The organism is Pseudanabaena sp. SR411 (assembly GCF_002251945.1).
Lineage (GTDB): Bacteria > Cyanobacteriota > Cyanobacteriia > Pseudanabaenales > Pseudanabaenaceae > Pseudanabaena.
This window is the reverse complement of the sequence record NZ_NDHW01000216.1, coordinates 1-19,064: the sequence shown is the minus strand read 5'-3', so window position 1 is coordinate 19,064 and position 19,064 is coordinate 1. Positions and strand designations below refer to the sequence as shown.

At 44.3% G+C, this 19,064-nt stretch carries 20 protein-coding genes and 1 tRNA gene; 14 read left to right on the top strand and 7 right to left on the bottom strand.

Annotated features, from left to right (window positions below; all coding sequences use genetic code 11):
* From B9G53_RS23255 to B9G53_RS23240, 4 genes are all read left to right on the top strand, one after another.
* The coding region (locus B9G53_RS23255; RefSeq protein ID WP_141211868.1) for a tetratricopeptide repeat protein at positions 1-486 on the top strand (486 nt) is incomplete at its 5' end.
* Positions 487-500: 14 nt separating this feature from the next.
* Positions 501-725, top strand: a complete 225-nt coding sequence (locus tag B9G53_RS23250; RefSeq protein WP_094535824.1) for a hypothetical protein — start codon at positions 501-503, stop codon at positions 723-725.
* Positions 726-765: 40 nt separating this feature from the next.
* Positions 766-1,104 carry a DUF433 domain-containing protein gene (locus B9G53_RS23245; protein WP_094535823.1) on the top strand — a complete coding sequence of 113 codons (339 nt, stop codon included), beginning with the start codon at positions 766-768 and terminating at the stop codon, positions 1,102-1,104.
* Between the two features lie 5 nt (positions 1,105-1,109).
* On the top strand, positions 1,110-1,460 hold the full coding sequence (locus B9G53_RS23240) for a DUF5615 family PIN-like protein (protein WP_094535822.1): 351 nt from the start codon (positions 1,110-1,112) through the stop codon (positions 1,458-1,460).
* A gap of 167 nt (positions 1,461-1,627) precedes the next feature.
* Here B9G53_RS23240 and B9G53_RS27650 read toward each other — a convergent pair whose 3' ends face one another.
* Positions 1,628-1,771: a hypothetical protein gene (locus B9G53_RS27650; RefSeq protein WP_176453327.1), complete on the bottom strand. Its 144-nt coding sequence runs from the start codon at positions 1,769-1,771 to the stop codon at positions 1,628-1,630.
* Between the two features lie 29 nt (positions 1,772-1,800).
* On the opposite strand from B9G53_RS27650, the gene B9G53_RS23235 reads away from it, so the two are divergent.
* Positions 1,801-4,455 carry an ATP-binding protein gene (locus B9G53_RS23235; RefSeq protein WP_094535821.1) on the top strand — a complete coding sequence of 885 codons (2,655 nt, stop codon included), beginning with the start codon at positions 1,801-1,803 and terminating at the stop codon, positions 4,453-4,455.
* A gap of 302 nt (positions 4,456-4,757) precedes the next feature.
* The gene (locus tag B9G53_RS23230; protein ID WP_094535820.1) at positions 4,758-5,396 is read left to right on the top strand and encodes a TMEM165/GDT1 family protein; all 639 of its coding nucleotides are present in this window, start codon (positions 4,758-4,760) and stop codon (positions 5,394-5,396) included.
* Positions 5,397-5,423: 27 nt separating this feature from the next.
* Here B9G53_RS23230 and gcvH read toward each other — a convergent pair whose 3' ends face one another.
* Complete coding sequence (gene gcvH, locus B9G53_RS23225) at positions 5,424-5,810, bottom strand: glycine cleavage system protein GcvH (protein WP_094535819.1); 387 nt, start codon at positions 5,808-5,810, stop codon at positions 5,424-5,426.
* Positions 5,811-5,884: 74 nt separating this feature from the next.
* Positions 5,885-6,604 carry a TerC family protein gene (locus B9G53_RS23220; protein ID WP_094535818.1) on the bottom strand — a complete coding sequence of 240 codons (720 nt, stop codon included), beginning with the start codon at positions 6,602-6,604 and terminating at the stop codon, positions 5,885-5,887.
* Between the two features lie 235 nt (positions 6,605-6,839).
* On the opposite strand from B9G53_RS23220, the gene B9G53_RS23215 reads away from it, so the two are divergent.
* Together B9G53_RS23215 and B9G53_RS23210 are read left to right on the top strand one after the other, a co-directional pair.
* Positions 6,840-7,547: a pentapeptide repeat-containing protein gene (locus tag B9G53_RS23215; RefSeq protein ID WP_094535817.1), complete on the top strand. Its 708-nt coding sequence runs from the start codon at positions 6,840-6,842 to the stop codon at positions 7,545-7,547.
* Between the two features lie 222 nt (positions 7,548-7,769).
* Positions 7,770-9,032 carry an MFS transporter gene (locus B9G53_RS23210; RefSeq protein WP_094535816.1) on the top strand — a complete coding sequence of 421 codons (1,263 nt, stop codon included), beginning with the start codon at positions 7,770-7,772 and terminating at the stop codon, positions 9,030-9,032.
* Here the strand turns inward: B9G53_RS23210 and B9G53_RS23205 are convergent.
* Entirely contained in the window at positions 8,994-10,217 is a 1,224-nt protein-coding gene (locus B9G53_RS23205) for an NAD(P)/FAD-dependent oxidoreductase (RefSeq protein WP_369683015.1), read from the bottom strand. The genes B9G53_RS23210 and B9G53_RS23205 overlap by 39 nt on opposite strands.
* 201 nt (positions 10,218-10,418) lie before the next feature.
* Here B9G53_RS23205 and B9G53_RS23200 point away from each other — a divergent pair, with 201 nt between their 5' ends.
* The 5 genes from B9G53_RS23200 (at position 10,419) to B9G53_RS23180 (ending at position 13,177) form a co-directional block, all read left to right on the top strand.
* Complete coding sequence (locus B9G53_RS23200) at positions 10,419-11,282, top strand: bifunctional 2-polyprenyl-6-hydroxyphenol methylase/3-demethylubiquinol 3-O-methyltransferase UbiG (RefSeq protein WP_094535825.1); 864 nt, start codon at positions 10,419-10,421, stop codon at positions 11,280-11,282.
* A gap of 3 nt (positions 11,283-11,285) precedes the next feature.
* Positions 11,286-12,449, top strand: a complete 1,164-nt coding sequence (locus tag B9G53_RS23195; RefSeq protein WP_094535814.1) for an MSMEG_0565 family glycosyltransferase — start codon at positions 11,286-11,288, stop codon at positions 12,447-12,449.
* Positions 12,450-12,492: 43 nt separating this feature from the next.
* Positions 12,493-12,780 (top strand): MSMEG_0570 family nitrogen starvation response protein, encoded by a 288-nt coding sequence (locus tag B9G53_RS23190; RefSeq protein WP_094535813.1) that lies wholly within the window; start codon positions 12,493-12,495, stop codon positions 12,778-12,780.
* A gap of 47 nt (positions 12,781-12,827) precedes the next feature.
* Positions 12,828-12,919: transfer RNA gene (locus B9G53_RS23185), tRNA-Ser, on the top strand.
* 24 nt (positions 12,920-12,943) lie between these two features.
* Positions 12,944-13,177 (top strand): DUF2555 domain-containing protein, encoded by a 234-nt coding sequence (locus B9G53_RS23180; RefSeq protein WP_094535812.1) that lies wholly within the window; start codon positions 12,944-12,946, stop codon positions 13,175-13,177.
* Between the two features lie 74 nt (positions 13,178-13,251).
* Here B9G53_RS23180 and B9G53_RS23175 read toward each other — a convergent pair whose 3' ends face one another.
* Positions 13,252-13,770 carry a DUF3172 domain-containing protein gene (locus B9G53_RS23175; protein WP_094535811.1) on the bottom strand — a complete coding sequence of 173 codons (519 nt, stop codon included), beginning with the start codon at positions 13,768-13,770 and terminating at the stop codon, positions 13,252-13,254.
* An 80-nt stretch (positions 13,771-13,850) separates the two neighbouring features.
* On the bottom strand, positions 13,851-14,783 hold the full coding sequence (locus B9G53_RS23170) for a methylenetetrahydrofolate reductase (protein WP_094535810.1): 933 nt from the start codon (positions 14,781-14,783) through the stop codon (positions 13,851-13,853).
* 191 nt (positions 14,784-14,974) lie between these two features.
* On the opposite strand from B9G53_RS23170, the gene glcD reads away from it, so the two are divergent.
* Complete coding sequence (gene glcD, locus B9G53_RS23165) at positions 14,975-16,477, top strand: glycolate oxidase subunit GlcD (RefSeq protein ID WP_094535809.1); 1,503 nt, start codon at positions 14,975-14,977, stop codon at positions 16,475-16,477.
* A 78-nt stretch (positions 16,478-16,555) separates the two neighbouring features.
* Here the strand turns inward: glcD and B9G53_RS23160 are convergent.
* On the bottom strand, positions 16,556-19,064 hold a 2,509-nt coding region (locus tag B9G53_RS23160; protein WP_141211867.1), incomplete at its 5' end, for a COR domain-containing protein.

Genomic DNA, 19,064 nt, shown 5'->3' with positions numbered 1-19,064 from the left:
GACGAAGCATGGCACAACCGAGGCATTGCGCTAGATAATTTAGGCAGATACGAAGAAGCGATCTCCGCCTATGACCAAGCCTTGCAAATCAAACCTGACGAMCACGAAGCATGGAACAACCGAGGCGTTGCGCTAGATAATTTAGGCAGATACGAAGAAGCGATCTCCGCCTATGACCAAGCCTTGCAAATCAAACCTGACAAAGACGAAGCATGGCACAACCGAGGCATTGCGCTAGATAATTTAGGCAGATACGAAGAAGCGATCTCATCCTATGACCAAGCCCTGGAAATCAGCCCTGACTATCCAAGTCCTTATTACAACAAAGCCTGTGCTTATTCTCTTCAAAACCAGATTGAACTTGCCTTAGAGAATCTACAAAAAGCGATTCAACTCAACCCTGATAAGTACCGCGAAATGTCAAACACTGATTCAGATTTTGACAACATCCGTCACGATCCACGCTTCCAAGCCTTGATACAATAGGAGAAAACCACATCATGATTACAACTACAGAAATCCTCCAAACCATGCCCAAACTTTCTCAAGAAGACTGCTTCCAAATAGCAGAAATACTTTTACAAAGACTACTAACTCAAACAAAACCCACCCGCGCCCAAATCAACCAACAACTCAAAATCGCCGCCTTACTTGCCGTTGACGACTACACCAACGATCCAGAACTAACAGCCATAACAGCCCTTGATGGCGAAGACTTTTACTAAATTGTTGTTTTAGATATTAATTCCCATAGGAGATAAACCCATGAGCATAGTTTTAGAACGCGAAGCACCACCCTTTCGAGAAGACGAAACAGGAGCAATCCGCATCGGCAAAACTAGAGTACTTCTAGAAATCGTAATCAGAGCATTCCTAGACGGAGCATCACCCGAAACCATCGTGCAGCAATACTCCACCTTATCCCTATCCGACACTTACAGCGCGATCGCCTATTACCTTCGCCATCAAGAAGCCGTAGAAGCCTATCTCCAACAAAGAGAACAAATAGCCACAAAAGTTCAGCAACGTTTTCAAGAACTGCAACCAGATATGAGCATAGTGCGATCGCGCCTGTTAGCCAGACGCAATAACCAAGAGGCTTAATTGTAATGCGGTTATTAAGTGACGAAAACTTTAACGGAAATATTGTACGTGGATTATTTTTGCGACAACCAAGCCTAGATTTACTAAGAGTGCAAGATGTAAATTTACTGCACGTTGATGATCCAGAAATCCTAGAATGGGCAGCAAAAAACAACAGAATTCTCCTAACTCACGATCGTGCCACAATGCCAGACTTTGCCTATGAGAGACTCTTCAAAAATCAAAAAATGTCTGGGATGTTTGTAGTCAGCGATCGAATGTCAGTTAGACAGGCAATTGATGAATTATTGTTAATCATTGAAGTTACCGAACAATCAGAATGGGATGCGAAAGTGTTGTATTTGCCATTGGATTAGGATAGCTAAGATTTTGACAACATCCGCCACGATCCACGCTTTCAAGCCTTGATAAAATAGGAAAAAAACACCATGATTACAACTACAGAAATTCTCCAAACCATTCCCAAACTTTCTCAAGAAGACTGCTTTCAAATTTTAAATCCCTCTTGCTGAAAGGGGTGTAATTAATTACCGCCCAAAGAATTACTCCAAGCAAAACTCCAACAAGCGATCGCCTCAGCACGTCGGCGATTACCTTTATCGGAGCAGGATTGAGCTAGTCTGGCGCGATCGCCTTCCAGCAGCTTGACTAAAAGTACTAAAATCAAACTAGATCGCCAAACGAAACTAAAGCTCCATGACCAATGCCAACCTGCCCCGCCGTGAAAGTTTAGTCAATCGCTTAATTTTTGGGCTAACCACTAGCACCTCCCTGCTAGCCACAGCTACCTTGATCTTGTTACTGCATATCCAGCAAGGCACACCCGAATTAGAAGCCTTCACCACATGGCTGGCGATCGTGATTTTTTCTGCGGGTTTAGGTTCGGGGCTATTTGTCGCCATTTCCATTATTCGGAGTATTCAACCACCACTGTCGGAGCTAGCAGAAACTGCCGAAGAACTATCTACAGGCAACTTGTCCGCGCGATCGCAGTTAAATCGTGCTGATGAAATTGGGGAATTTGCTAAGGTCTTTAATCGGATGGCGGCGCATCTAGAAACCAAAACCGCCACCTTAGAAGCCCGTGACATTCAGTTTGCGCTGCAATCCCTTGATCGCGTTTTAGTAAATACCACCGATCAATACAAACTAATTAAAGCGAGTTTAGAGGAAATCTGTAAACTAACAGGCGCACAACTCGGAAGCATTTACCTTTGGGAAACTCCAACCACACGACCTGAAGGCTGTCTAGTCCTAGCTGCCGAATGGGGCTATAAAACTAGTCAAGCCATGACAGAAATTTCCCTAGGTGAAGGAATCATCGGGCAGTCTGGACAACTGCAAGAAGCAATTGTTTGGGAAGGCGATCGCCTGAAGGGACAAACACTGGTTTATCGGACTCCCGTTGGTGATTTGTTGCCTCAAAGTCTTTCCGCCTATCCCCTGATGCTCAGAAGCAGCCTTGTAGGGGTTCTATTTTTAGGTAGTCTGACACCTCTCTCCGATCGCGGACGGAATATTCTCCAATCGATTGGTCGTCGTCTTGCCACAGCAATTAGCAATGCCCAGAGCATTGAAACGATCGCCCGTCAGCGCGAAGAACTAACTACGGTATTCGAGCAGCTTGCCGATGGCGTATTACTCAGCGATCCTGCGGGACGCATTCTCAAAATTAACTCCGCAGGGCGCAAAATTCTCAGTTTTAATGCCGTGAATGATGGTGTACCCGCATCACCTGTAATCGCCAAATCGATGGAAGAGATTGTCAAACAATTTGACATCAGACATCAAGATGGTGAACCCGTTGATTTAGCGAATCTCGTTGTATTTCGTGCCATGTCCACAGGCGAAGTGGTGGAAGATCAAGTGGTGTTGCGTCCTCCTGAAGGCAATGAAATTATTCTCAGTACAAAGGCTGCACCGCTTGTTGGTACAGAGTCAGAGCTAATTGGTAGTGTAATGATTTTGCGAGATGTGACGGAGCAGCGCTATCGCGATAAGGTGATGCAGGAAACCAACAAGATCATGATTGAGCAGCAAAAGCGGATGAGTATTTTGCAACGGCTCACCAACTTGATTAATCAGCAGTTACAAGATCTTGATGTTCTTTTAGAATCAGTCGTAGAAGCAACCTGTGATGCGATTATGTGGGCGGAGATTTGTGTGATTGCCCTTTTCAATCCCAAGGAGAATCGACTGACTCTATCCGCAGCAAAGGGTTTGCCCGATGATTTGCCTCTGCAAGAATCCTTTGATTTGAATGCTCAAAATCTAATTGCACAGGTATTCAAAGAAGGAATTCCCATTGAAATCAAAGCAGGGGAATCACATCTGATTGAGGATCTCCCCGTTAAAAGTGCTTTGTGTGTGCCGATTGAATCTAGTCGCTCTGGTCGTTTAGGGGTATTAGCGATCGGGCATTTTCATTTAGAGAGAGCTAGTTCTCGCGAAGATTTGAATCTATTGGCTTCCTTTGGAGTCCAAGCAGCGATCGCGATCGGCAATGCCCAATTAATCAACCAAATCGAAGCTCAAAATGCTCAGTTACTAGAGGCTACCCAACTCAAGAGCCAGTTCCTTGCGAATATGAGCCATGAACTACGAACACCCATGAATGCAATTATTGGCTTTTCACAAGTGTTATTACGTCAGCGTCGTGATGCCCTCTCTAGCAGCCAAATTGACATGGTAGAGCGCATTCTTCGCAATGGCAAAAATCTGCTGGACTTGATTAACGATATTCTCGACCTATCGAAAATCGAAGCAGGAAAAATGGAAGCTCATCCAGAAATCTTTAATCTTGATGAACTCATTCATCATACCTGCGAAAGCTTACAGCCACTAGCCAATATCAAATCTCTTGATTTTGTATTTGAAAATCATATTGGTACTTGTGCCATTTATCATGACTCGATTCGGATTAAGCAAGTAATTACCAACTTAGTTTCTAATGCAATTAAATTCACTGATAGTGGCGAAGTTTGTGTCGAGCTAAAATATGCTTCGGAAACACCAGATCCAATGCTAGAGAAACCTTTATCTGACGTTATTGCACCGACAAATAATTCATCTAGCGAGGAATTACCAAATTCTCCTTTCGCGACATCAAATATTCTGATATCTGTTCGCGATACAGGCATTGGTATTGAGCCTGAGTTTCAACGCACAATTTTTGAGCAATTCCGTCAAGTCGATCAGTCTTCTACCCGCAAGCATGGTGGGACTGGGCTAGGTTTAGCGATTACGGAGCAACTTGTTTTGCTGATGGGCGGCACAATTTCTGTGGAAAGTGTAGTTAATCAAGGTTCCACTTTTACAATCGAGTTACCACCAAGATTAAAAGATAATTAGATTTAAGAGAGAAATGCGGCGCGTAGCGCCGCATTTCTCTCTTAAATCTAATTCTGACAATTCATTATTGATTCATGATCAATTCATTATTGATTCATTATGTGAAATGCTTGCCTCACAATACTTTTACCGCTTTCTATCTATTTGAAAATTAGTAAAAAATCTCTTAAAAAGACTTATAATCGAAGTCATGCCAAGTTAAGAAATGTACGCCATTTCTTAACTAGAAAACCAGTTTTTAATTCACGGAAGTGTGACAACACTTTCGTGAATTGGTATTAACTATCGAGAGAATTAAGAGATTGTTACAAGCTTTTACAGCAAGTTTACTGCTGATTACTATTTCGGAATTAGGGGATAAAACTTTTTTTATCGCTGTGATCTTGTCGATGCGCTATGACCACCGCACCGTATTTTCATCAGTGTTATCAGCATTAGCATTTATGACAGTACTCTCAGTTCTGTTGGGGCAAGCCGTATCTTTATTGCCAAAGACTTACACTCACTATGGGGCGATCGCCTTATTCTTGATTTTTGGTGTGAAGTTAATTATTGATGCCATCCGCATGTCACCCAATTCAACCGAGGAAGTTGTCAAGGAAGCTCAAGAGACTGTTGAAGAACAAAAACAACAAATTGCGATTCCCCTATTCGGCAAAATGTTAGCGCGTTATCCCCAGATTGGTATTTGGATACAGGCTTTTGTGATGACTTTTTTGGCAGAATGGGGCGATCGCACACAAATTAGCACGATCGCTTTAGCGGCGGCGAACGATCCAGTTTTTGTGACCTTGGGGGCAATCTTAGGTCATGGCATTTGTACTGTGATTGCTGTGATTGGCGGTCGTATGGTGGCAGGACGCATCTCAGAACGTGTAATTACAGGAATTGGTGGCGTTCTCTTTTTGATTTTTGGTGTCACTGCTTATTTTCAAGCATAAAAAAAGCTGCACTTTGTGCAGCCTTTTTTATTGCCCTTCTACCTTACTGCGATATTCACTCGCGGACATCGTGCCATCTAGTTCGCTTACATCTTCGAGATTCACCTTGAGCAACCACGATGCACCATAGGGATCATTGCCAATATTTTCAGGCTCATCCACTAAGCCCGTATTCGCTTCCATCACTGTGCCTGTTACAGGTGAATAGATATCTTCTACAGCTTTAACTGACTCAATTGTGCCGAAGGTTTGACCTTTTTCTACCCTTGTCCCCACTTCAGGAAGATCGAGAAATACAATATCACCTAGCTGATCGATCGCAAAAGCAGTGATTCCCACTATGGCGGTGTCATCTTCTAGCCGAATGTATTCGTGGGAGTTGGTGTATTTAAGGTCTTCAGGATATTCAAACATCTGGCTATTTTTCCTTTTTCCGTCTTGATTATTGTAGACAAAAGAGAGGATCGCAAAGCTTTCCTCTCGATAAATTATTTTGGTTGCTCAGCGATCGCTTCAAGCTCATCTGTTGGCTCACGCTTAGAAAATCCCCAGAGAAATACTAGTCCAATACAAGTCAGCATCAACCATTCAGGCGGCACTAGACTATCAGAAAATACTTTAATAAATAGGCGCAAACCTACCAGCAACACAATTAGGTAACCTGCGGACTCAAGGTGGGTAAATTCTTCTAACCACTTGATAAACAATCCTGCTAAGAAACGTAAGGTAATGATCCCCGCTACACCACCAATAAGTACGAGCCAAGTCTCTTGGGCTACTGCCACAGCCGCCGTCACACTATCCAGCGAAAAAGCCAAGTCTGTTAGCGAAACCAGAGCCACAACTTGCCATAATTTATCAGCCATTCGCACTGGATGTTTTGCGTCATGTCCTTCTTGGGACTTTTCTAAGAAGAATTTGCCCGACAGCCAGAGCAAATATACAGCACCAGCTAGTTCAAATTGCCAATATTTAATTACCCATGTTGCCGTAAAGATCAACACGACCCGCAAGACAAAAGCCCCGATCAACCCGTAACGCAATGCCCATTCCTCTTGCTTAGGATCTGGCAAACTACGCACGATCGCGGCGAGAGCGATCGCATTATCTGCCGACAGAATTGCCTCTAGCAGAATTAGTACTCCCAAAATGGGAATGACTTCTGGTCGAAAAGAAAAATTATTCGTTTCTAGAAACTGCTCGAACATTCAGTACGATCCATCACAAAACATTAACAAATACTACAAGTATACAAAATCATCAGACCATCAACTCAATAATTAAAAGCAGCACATATCACGTTATTGCGCCGATATATAAATTATCCAAGCCCGTAAGATTACCCCCCGCAGGGGGAATAATCTTACGGGTTTGCATGTAATAACTCACCCATTGTTACTTTTATGGTTTGTTACATTTTGCGGTGTTGTATAGAGGGAGCGTATGATAACAATTAAAGAGGGATTGCTAAATAATGGTACTTTTCTTATGAAGTCAACAGCCTTTACTCACACCGTGACTGCGATCGCTAGCGCTCTTGTGGCTAGTGTCATGACCATTGGACTCACATCGAGCGCACAAGCTCAAAATGACGAACATCTTCAAGCTTTGTTAGAACATCGTACTTGTCAGCGCTGCGAACTAAGCGGTATTGCGGCAAATGGGGTCGATTTGCGCGAATCATTCCTTGACGTTGCAGATCTGCGAAAAAGTGCGCTCTCTGGTGCAATTTTGTCTTTTAGTACTATGTACTATGCTGATTTTCGTGGCTCGGATCTCAGCAACTCTGATTTGCGAAATACTTTCTTGATTCATAGCGATTTGATCCAAGCAAATTTGTCTGGGACAAATGCTCGAAATAGTCGCTGGAAATATGCTGATTTAACCGAAGCTAATTTAGAAAATGCCAATTTAATTGATATTGAGTTGGTCTACGCTAAGCTCAATGGCGCAAATCTTACTAATGCCTCTTTGCGGAATGCCAGCCTCTATGGTGCAGATTTGACAGGCGCAAACCTCAAGGGTGCAGATTTGTATCGGGCTGACCTTACCAATGCGAATGTAACTAATGTGGATTTGAGTCAAGCGAATCTTTGTCGTGCAACGATGCCCGATGGCAAGATCTCGATGCAAGGCTGTATGCAGTTTTAACTAAAGGGAGTCGCATAGCGACTCCTTTTAGGACATTATTTCTCGTAAAGAAGCTCCCATCGTCTAGACATAAGTCGGACTTACCCCCTTTAATTCCCCCTTGCAAAGGGGGAAACCCAGAAATCTTGTTCCCTCCCCTTTGCAAGGGGAGGGCTAGGGTGGGGTAAGTTTTAAATGGGAAATCATCTTGCTTGTATATCGTGACAAAATGAGAAGAGCTTTATGGCGATCGCCCCACCATCAGATCAAACATCAAGTCAAGTGCGTTGGCTCCAAGTATGGGGTTTAGCCTCAGTTCAGGGAGCCATGTCTCTGACTTGGATTGCCTACGGTATTTATCTGCCAAAGTTTATCGAGCAGGTTTTTGGCTATCCCACTAGTCAAGCACAGCAATTAACAGCATTGATACTGGTCATCGAAAGTGCGATCGGCGTAATCGTCGAGCCATTATTTGGTGGTCTATCGGATCGCTGGCAGCGTTGGTATAGCTCACGAATGCCTTTTATTGTTGCTGCCGCGATCGCGGCGACGGCTTTTTTTATTGGCTTACCCTGTGTGGTGATTTTTGGTGGATCAAGCGAAATTACGCGTGTACTTTTGATCAGCTTAGCGATTCTCTGGGCAATCGTCATGGCGACTTTTCGCAGTCCAGTTATGTGTCTACTGGGGATCTTTGCGGGGGCAACCAAATTACCGCTTGCAGGCAGTGTGTTAACCCTAGTTGGTGGCTTTGTTGGTTCGATCAGACCTTTGGCAACGAAATTTATTGTGGGGCTGGGCGCACCCGTGACTTTTACGATCGCCTCGATTGTATTACTTGCCAGTGTGGCAAGCTTGCGAAGTGCGATGATCTACATTCCCAAAAATCTCAATCCCGAATTAGAGAAAAACGAACCCTTACCCATTCGAGAATGCTGGAGCAACTTAGCGATCGTTATGCTTGTGGGAGCAGCGATAGGTTTAGGCATCCGCTTACTGATGGGAGATGTATTACCCCGAACGATCAAAGCAGATCTTACAAGTTTCACGGGCTTCTCCTTTGAGGTGTTAATGGGTTCGGCATTGATTGCCCAAGGCTTGGTAGCGCTGTTGACAGGAAACCTCTGTAAGTTACTGGATAACAAACGCCTGATGATGATTAGCTTGGGCGGAATTGCCACAGGTTTAGGATTGCTATCCTTCGGCTATGGCGCGATCGCTGCCATCATCAGCATTCTCTTGATGCTCACCTGTCTCAGTGCCGTAAATAATGGCATGGTTGCCTTTGCCCTCACAATGGTTCCCAAATCATTGGGGGGATTGACCGTTGGCACATTTTTTGGCGGGCTATCAGGAGCGATCGCGATTTTTGGTTATCTCGTTCCAAAACCTGCGGACATGCTCTCAACACCAAATGTGATTGTATTAACCGCGATTACTTTCCTAATTGCAGGTGTAGGCATTGCCTTAGGAGAGCGCATTACTGGCAAAATCATTGCTGACTAGAGGATTTGGTTTACCGCGAGTCGCACCGATAATCCAATTTCCTAAAGCGGGAGCCATTTGACATAGGCTCACACCTAAATTTGCCAGAGGCGGTTGCACAAAGCAATTATGCATTACTCTTCCGAGTTGCAATCGTGTTTGAAATTCTTTGCGCCATGCGATCGCATATTGTTGTTTAAAGGCGATCGCACTAATTTGATGTTCAAGAAATTGACTAACCAAGGGAACCGCGATTTCTGCTGATCGCAACGCCATCGCCATGCCATCGCCACAGAGGGGCGTGATCATGCCTGCCGTATCGCCTATCATGCAGATGTCGTTATAGAAGTTCTCTTTGAGAGCGAAGCTAATCTGACTTAAGCCTTGCAGCGATGGCGAAACTCGTTGCATCTGACGAAAGCGATCGGCTAGGACAGGATTTTTGGCTAAGGATTCAGGAATATCTAACTCTGGATGCGTTGGTTCTTTCATCACCCGTTCATGGGCAATCCAACAGACATTAATTTCCCCTGTTTCGATTTGCGATAGTCCACAATAGCCATTAGGAAAACTATGCAATTCGATCACGTCCGTAATATCCACCCCTGTAAAATGTCCTTTATAGGCAACCCAAGGCGATCTCTTTTGCATAAATGAACGATTAAGAGTGCGATCGAGCGAAGAGCGTTTACCAAATGCTCCCAGTACTAATCTTCCAGAGAATTCTCCTTTAGTAGTATTCACGGTAAATCCTTCTGCAAGATTGCCTGTCACGCCTGTAACTTTAGTATTGTCAATGCAAGTTACATTTACCGCTTGCGCTCTTTGAAATAGCATCAAATCTAGTTGATAGCGGCTCAAGCCCATTGCTGTACTAGGGAGCTTGCTCCGAAATGATGCACCACCAGAGGTAGTCAAGTAAGCCCGATGAATCGGTTGTGCGCCAACTTTGCGAACTTGTTCCATTATGCCTAGATGCTCAAATGACTCAGTTACTTCAACGGATAGAAACTCACCGCAGAGTTTATGCATCGGATAATGGCTTTGCTCTAGCAACAGGACGCGATAGCCCAGCTTTGCTAGTTGGATAGCAGCACTACAGCCCGATAGCCCTGCACCGATCGCGATCGCATCGTAATTCATGTTTTGCCTTGACGGTATTTCTTTCTTAATTAAATAGTGAGAGTGTGCCCCATCGGGGCACACTCTCACAACTATAGATGTTACGCGAAATTTTTTGCATACTGGCGATCGCTACAGCAAATTTAAGATGATCGCTGTAAAGTTAATGTATAGCTGTCGCCACTCTTGTTAGACCACAAACCCAAGAAGTTAATGGCGGCGCTTCGCGCCGCCATTAACTTCTTAGTAGCGCTAGCTGTAAAAACTGCTGTAGGTACAAAGATAATGAGCAAAGAAAGCCGAAGTCAAATCAGTAAGCAAACTTGGACAGAAGTAGTAGCCGACTATGCTGGCAAAGACTTAGGCGAAAGAAAGCATTGGTATAGCTCAGTAGCGACTGCCTATAATCGCGTCAGACCTCGATATCCTCAAACAGTGATTGAACGTGCGCTTGAGTTTGCTCAGTTGCCACCACAAGCCCAAATCCTCGAATTAGGTTGTGGTCCCGCGATCGCTACAGTTCCCTTTGCTCAGCTTGGCTTTGAACTCTTGAGTCTAGAACCAAATCGAGAGGCTTCCGAATTCGCTCAACAAAACTGTAAAGCCTATCCCCATGTCGAAATTCAAAATCTTGCCTTTGAAGAATGGGCATTGGAATACGATCGCTTTGATGCAGTTCTAGCGGCGACATCTTGGCATTGGATTGATCCTGCGATCGCCTATGCAAAATCAGCAGCAGCCTTGAAACCGCAAGGTTCTCTGATTCTTTTATGGAATACTCCACCCCAACTAAATGAAGAAACCTATCAAATAGTTGATGCGGTTTATGAAACCCTAGCGCCTTCGATTCCTCTATATGCTAGACATGAAGGTAGAAAAAATCATCAAGCAGATTTTCTAAAGTTCAGTGAACTCATCACTGATTCAGGGTATTTTAAGAATGTCAAGTATGAATCTTCAATCTATCAAGTTATCTATAGTCTTGATGATTATCTTTTACTTTTGAGTACACTTTCGCCATATATTGCTCTAAACGAGAACAGCAGAAATCATCTATTTACAAATTTGCGAGAAGCACTTCATCAACATCAAGGAGATCTCCTAAACCTCTCTTTCATCTCGGCTTTTCACATTGCCCATAAAATATAATCCATGCCGCAGTTTCCTAAATTACGCATCGCTTTACTCACTTACTCCACAAAACCTAGAGGGAGCGTGATCCATACTCTAGAACTTGCTGAAGCATTGCAAGCATTAGGACATCAAGTATGTATCTACGCATTAGACAAAGATGGTTCGGGATTTGATCGCCATTTGTCTTGTGAAGTTCAACCAATTCTTGCCCAACCTGCACCACAGGAAATCGATCAGCTAATTCAGCAACGTATTCAGGAATTTGTGGATTACTTGCAGAACTCAAACCTTGATTATGATATTTATCATGCTCAAGACTGCATCAGTGCCAATGCTCTAGCAATTTTGCGATCGCAAGGACGCATTCCCCACTTTATCCGCACCATTCACCATATCGAAGATTACAACAGTCCCTATTTACAGGCTTGTCAGGATCGCTCTATTCGGGAAGCTGAGCTATGTCTATGTGTAAGTGCAGGCTGGCAAGCCCAAATTTATGAATATTATCAAATCCATGCGCCGCGAGTAATTAACGGAATAAATCTGCAAAGATTCTCCAGTGATCGCAATGGTACAGAATTACAAATCAAACAAAAATTTGGTTTAACAGGTTCACCAATTTATTTAACCGTGGGTGGGATTGAGCCACGAAAGAACTCAATTAAGTTAATTCAAGCCTTTGCTCAGGTTTTAGTGGACTGCCCAGAAGCGCAGTTAGTAATCGCGGGAGGTGCAACCCTATTTGACTATCAAGACTATCGCGATCAATTTCTCGCGATCGCACAGGAATTAGATATAGTCAAATCCCTAATCATTACAGGCGTTCTCACCGATGTTGAATTACCAGTACTTTATCGCTGCGCTGATGCTTTTGTCTTTCCCTCAGCTAAGGAAGGTTGGGGTTTGGTAATTATGGAGGCGATCGCTTCGGGTTTACCAGTGATCGCTTCTAACTGTCCGCCCTTTACGGAATTTTTGTCGGATCAGCAAGCTGTGCTAATTGATCCTGACGATGTGGAGGCGATCGCCCAAGCCATGCGCTTAGTCACTAACCCTGATTTTAGTCAGTCTCTAGTCCAAGCTAGCCAAGAAATTTTGACAAAATACACATGGGAAAATTCGGCTCAGATGCATACAACACATTATGCAAAAATGATGGTAAGCAGCGCTTCGCGCCGATAATCCCTACGTGGGAAAGTAGTACCCATCATTTTGAGGAGATTTTATGCCTGAAGTCCGTTTTCAAATCACTTGGCCAGATAACTCTCAAGACTCTTGCTATTCACCATCTTTAATCGTCAAAGAATATTTTGCGCCCGATACTGAGTATGACCTAGTGGATTTTGTAGAGCGATCGCGGACTGCGTTGAATATTGCAAGCGATCGGGTTAAGGCAAAATATGGATTTCCCTGTGGATTAGCTTTAGGACAGCTACAGGAGATCGAGGTGAAAGCAGCCAAATTCTCTGAGATCGCGCATCCCAAAGTTAAAGTTATTAAATTTAACAATTAGGTTGCATTATGCACGCTATCTGATAAGATATAATTCCTTATAAATTTGGAGAGATGGCTGAGTGGACGAAAGCGGCAGATTGCTAATCTGTTGTACGGCAGGTAACTCCGTACCGAGGGTTCGAATCCCTCTCTCTCCGTTCACGAGACTGTCATAGAGCGATATGGTTGATAACCCTTCCAAGGATGTAGTAGGCGAAGCTCCAGAAGTTGATCCTAGCAAATTTACTGCGGCGCAAGTCGCAGCAATTGCAGATCGTTTAGAGCGCGATGACTACGCCAGTGCTTTTGAGAGTTTGAACGATTGGCATATTTTGCGATCACTAGCCTTCAAAGGTTCAGAATTAGCCGAGCCATACCGTCATTTATTAGATCTTGAAGCATTTGATGAATGCTAAATTCCCAAAGAAAAAGCGCCGCTAAGCGGCGCTTTTTCTTTGGGATCATAAAAAATTGCGCTAGGCGCAATTTTTTATGGTTGGGGACTCGGACTCGGTGTTGTAGGCAATCCATTCGTAAACTTTTCCGTAGCATTTTTGCTTTCGTAGATGCAATCAACGGTGGGCGCTTTTTCCAGATCACCTGTAAAGCCAAAGGTATTCATCCTGTCTTTACATTGACGAATATCGGCTTCTTTAATTACATTTTTTTGTAGCAGCAAATTCCAGTTGTTGGGCAGAACTACGCACCCAGGTACAGGTTCAGCTTGACTGATGAACACATTAAAAGGATTGAGGGTGACATAGACACGGCTGCTCATCACCATAGCTGATGCACCATAGTTATTGCAAAAATCACGGCTAGGCGCAAGGTTATCTAAACGAATCGCATCAACGGTACGCGGCGTAGGATTGAGCGTAGAAAGGGCAATGCCCACACCGATACCGACAGCAAAAATTGCGCCTGCGATCGCTAATTTAGTGGTTGTACCGTTAGCTCTTGGTTCAGTAGGAGGTTGGTTCAGAGTTGAAGAATATCTACGTCTTGCCATAGATGTGAGTTAGGGTTATTCCCTAGGGTAACCGAAAATGCTAAAAATTTGAGCAATTTGCTTAGTAAATCGCTCGAAAGTTAGAGAACTGCGACACCTGCACGATCAAGAATTTCAGGAATCAAGTGTTCGGCTTTGATCGCCATGATATGTACACCTTGGCAGATTTGCCTCGCAGTTTGGATTTGTTCGGCAGCGATCGCCATGCCTTCCTGTAACGGAGATTTTGCTTTAGCGAGGCGATCGATAATATGCTCAGGAATCTGTACTCCTGGGACAAATTTATTCAGAAACAAGGCGTTTTTAGCGGATTTAATCAAAAATATGCCCGCCAAAATTGGTTTATCTGATTGACTAGCAATTTGATTTACAAATTTATCAAGGCGATCGAAGTCAGTAATCAATTGGCTTTGAAAAAATTGCGCCCCTGCATTAACCTTACGCTCAAAGCGTTTTTGTAAACCTGACCAGCTTGGCGACTGCGGATCGACGGCGGCTCCTGCTAAAAAGTCAGTACCTTGGTGGGGCAAAGCTTTCCCATTGGCATCCAGCCCCTGATTTAGTTTTTGGATTAATTGCAGTAAGCGCACCGATTCATAGTCAAATACCGATCGCGCATCGGGAGAGTCACCTGCTTTGACTGGATCGCCCGTCAAAGCCAAAATATTGGTGATGCCCAATGCGGCTGCCCCAAATAAATCACCTTGTAGCGCAATCCGATTACGATCGCGGCAGGCAAGCTGACATACAGTTTCAATCCCGATTTGCTGCTGGATCAATACTGATGCAGCTACAGGACTCATGCTCATCACTGCACGACTGGAATCGGTAATATTCACAGCATGGACACGCCCTTTAAGCGATCGCGTTTGTTCGAGCATATGTGTGGGGTCACTGCCCTTGGGTGGCGAAACCTCCGCCGTAATCAGAAATTCCTTGGAGGCGATTGCCTTGCGGAATTTGGTAAAGGGTGACTCTGACTGCTCAAATACTGACTGGGGCGGCTCGATCATGCGAAACAAAACTGTTAAAAGAATTTGAAGATTGTCTGCATTTTAAACTATTGCGATCGCTAGTAAAGTTTTGCAAGAGGTAGGACGTAGCGGATAAAGTCGTAGTCTAAAATTTACAGTCATCTTAGTGATCGCTTGACTAAACTCCAACTGCGTTAAAATCGGTATAGTTACTACCTTGTAAATGCAGCATGACCGCGATCGCCCCAATCCCTAATATTTCCTCAGCACCAACACAGGCTATTGATTGGCAGGCGATCACCAAGGACTTTATTGCCATCGTCGGCGATCGCTATGTTGTCCGTACTCGTGAAGAATTACTCGCCTATGAGTGCGATGGACTGACTAGTTATAAGCAACAACCTGCGATCGTGGTACTACCCCTGACCACTGAGGAAGTGTCGGCAGTCGTAAAAGTATGCGCGAATTACAAAGTGGCTTTTGTAGCTCGTGGATCGGGGACAGGCTTATCGGGCGGCGCTTTGCCATTGCCTGACTCAGTACTAATCGTCACAGCCCGCATGAAAAAGATTCTCGAAGTTGATTTTGAGAATCAGCGCGTTGTCGTCCAACCAGGAGTAATTAACAACTGGGTAACCCAAGCCGTGAGCGGTTCAGGATTTTACTACGCGCCCGATCCTTCAAGCCAAATCATCTGCTCTATCGGTGGTAACGTTGCGGAGAACTCAGGGGGTGTGCATTGCCTCAAATATGGGGTCACTACCAATCATGTTCTCGGAGTCAAGATTGTGCTGCCCGATGGCTCGATCAAAGATATTGGCAGCAAAATACCTGAAAGCCCAGGTTACGATCTCACAGGTATTTTTGTCGGTTCTGAAGGAACGCTTGGCATTGCCACTGAAGTAACTCTCAAGATTCTTAAATCGGCTGAATCGATCCAAGTTCTCTTAGCGGATTTCACGACCGTGGAAGCCGCAGGATCAACGGTTTCCGATGTCATCAGTGCTGGTATTATTCCAGGGGGCATGGAAATCATGGATAACATGAGCATCAATGCGGTCGAGGATACAGTAGCTACAAATTGTTATCCGCGTGATGCGGCTTCGATTTTGTTGATTGAAATAGATGGATTAGAAATAGAAGTAGCCGAAAGTGCCAAACGAGTTGAAGAAATTTGTTATAAAAATGGGGCGCGAAATGTGACCACCGCAACTGATTCCGAACAACGTCTCAGACTCTGGAAAGGCAGGAAAGCAGCTTTTGCAGCAATGGGGCGGCTCAGTCCTGACTACTATGTGCAGGATGGCGTGATTCCCCGTACTAAGCTTACCTATGTGTTGCAGGAGATTGAGAAACTGAGTGAGCAGTATGGCTACCATGTTGCCAATGTCTTCCATGCTGGTGATGGGAACTTACATCCATTGATTTTGTATAACAATGCGGAAACTGGCGCTCTAGAAACGGTGGAGGAACTAGGCGGCGAAATTCTCAAGCTCTGTGTGCGTGTTGGTGGCAGCATTTCGGGTGAGCATGGCATTGGTGCGGATAAGAAGTGCTATATGCCTGAGATGTTTAGCAAAACTGATTTAGAGACAATGCGATGGGTACGCGATGTTTTCGATCCACAGGGTATTGCTAATCCGACGAAGATTTTACCGACTCCGCGTACTTGTGGTGAAGGGGCAAAGCCTAATCATAGCGATGCTAAGTTTAAGTTAGTAGAGCGATTTTAGAGCGATCGCCTATCTTTGGTAAACAAGCTAAATGTTTCTCGCGATCACAAACAATTTCTTAAAAAAGCACCAATTACCTTAGCTCTTTTTCAACAATTTCGGTGTATAAGCTTCGTCGATGCCTGCTAGACGAATTGCAATACAACCGCTTTTGAAGGCGAAATCGTAGGGTTTATTTGCTCCAAGAGCGGTGTAGAAACCAACGGCAAATTCGATCGCAGCTTTATCTCCAATTTTTCGATCCATGCCGATGACGTAGTTGATATGTTGAGATATGGCAAGTGCCTGTGTTTCGCTGTAGCAGGCATTGAGAACTACGCATTCAAGGCGATCGCTAAATAGTTCAAATAGATCGGCTAAGGCTTCACCGCTAATCAGTTTAGGATTACCGTCAATATCTTCAAATACTAGTCCTGCTTCGTCGCCGCCATGTCCTGAGAAATGGATGATTTGCGGATCGAAGTCTAGGATTGATTGCTGAATGTCTCTAGGGCGAACGGCGACAGCACTTTTGATTGGTTCTGTGCCATAACCAGCTAGGCGTAATCGTTCTTTGATGTCGCGTTCTTCTTCTTGGAGTCGCAAAGGATTAGTGTTTTTGGGATTGGCGGCAAGCAGAAGGATCGTTTTCATGGGTTTAGTTGCGCTGTTGGTTTTATTGGGTGGTGATGCTTCAGGTGCAGGGTTTTGACTGAGGTTATTGTTCTGAGTTCCAATATTGTTTCCTGCGGGTTTCACTTTGCCAGTAATTACTTGTCCTGTTTCTGCGTAGAAGTTATAAGTATCGCCTCGGCTTTCAGCTTTCTCATGGCGCGATCGCCTATCTTCGATGCTACTAATGCCATCGTCTAGTTCGCGAAGTTTCCGATCGCGATCGGGGTCGATGGAGTCATCAAGTAAACGGCGAACGTTGACATCTTCGCCACTTTCATAACACTCAATGGTAGAGCGACGCTGTTCGGAATATTGATTTAGACGTTTTAAGGTATATGTATATGGCTCGGTGAGTGTTTTACATTTAGTGCAGTTACAGGGGATGAGCGTGTCGTATTCTAGGCGATTTTCAAAGCGATCGTGGATTTTTTCAAATTCATTGTTGATGATGGTGAGAAAGTCTCTTTGACCTGAACCACTGAGGCGAATCCGAATTTCGCGATCGTGGGTGCGTTCGGTGACTTCGGCACGGGTGTTACCACGATTGAGGACTACGCCATATTTCCACACTAAAGCGCGATCGGGATCGGAGACATTTTCAATTTTTTGGTGCATTTCCACAATAAAGCGGCTCAAAATCCCCTTGGGCATGAAGATTTTGTAACGGTAGCGGAGGATCAGATTTTGGTTAGTATCCCAATCGTCGTAATTGGGAGGATCTTTTTGGAGGAGGTGAGGGGCAATATAGTTACCCTTATGGTGAGGGATTTCGTAACAGACTTTAAACTCCTTCATTAATTGCAGAAGTTCATAGCGCATATTGGCATATTGACTTTCTTTCCAGATATTTTGTAAATCAGCATCACAAAACTGTCCAAGTTCTTTTTTGACTTTCGCATTGTCCAGAATTTTGTAAACTGCGGCAGTTCCCCAATTGGGTTTGAGAATGAGGCGATGGCGGAGGATTGCATCTTTTTGAAAATGGAGACAGATGCCGAGTCGATGCAGAAAGTCGCTGATATCTAGCATCTCTTGAGAATCAGTAATTTTATGTAACCGACAAATTGATTCGTATTCATTACAGGAGATATAGTTGCGCCCGTCATTTTCGAGGGCATAGCGAACATTCAGCCATGAGTTGGGGAAAGGAATGCCATTGGGTAGTAGATCTTCGAGGCTCTGCTGAATGGTTTGTTTGATTTCGGCTAGTCCGCGATTGTCGGCGAGGTTAATGCTTTGGGGTGTTTTGAGATGCTCGAATTCGGCGCGGAGTTCTCGGAGATTGAGGTTGCAGGTACGGTTTTGTTTTTCGTTTTGCATCAATAGCACGGGGCTATCTTTGCCATGTAATCGGATTAATTGTAACCAAAAGTAATGATCGGTGTCTTCTTTGCGGCTGTCGGCAACTAATAGATAGAGGGAGCGCTCGGTGAGGAAAAATTGATGGGTTTGGTGATAGATTTCCTGTCCGCCAAAGTCCCAAATATTCACTTTATAGGTTTGCTGATTGCGTCCTGTAAATTCCCATTGCAAAATGTCGATGCCCTGTGTGGAGATGTCTTCAGCTTCAGGTTTAAGTTGATAATCAGCGTCAATCAGTTTGTTAGCAAGGCTAGTTTTGCCTGAACCACCTTCACCAACAATCAAGATTTTTGCTTCGTAGATTTGGGTAGATTCCTTGGGATCTTGGATGCGGAAATAATAGTCAAGAATTGGACGTGCTAATGGTGGAGAATATTTTTCTGATGGAGCAAGAAGATCGCGAGGAATACTAATAGGGTTGCCACGCAAATCTAAATATTTCAACTTGGTTAAGTTGCTGATCGCATCTGGTATCTGCGTAATTTGGTTGGAACTGAGGTAAAGCTGAGTGAGATTGGCTAAGTTGCTGATCGCATCTGGTATCTGCGTAATTTGGTTGGAACTGAGGTAA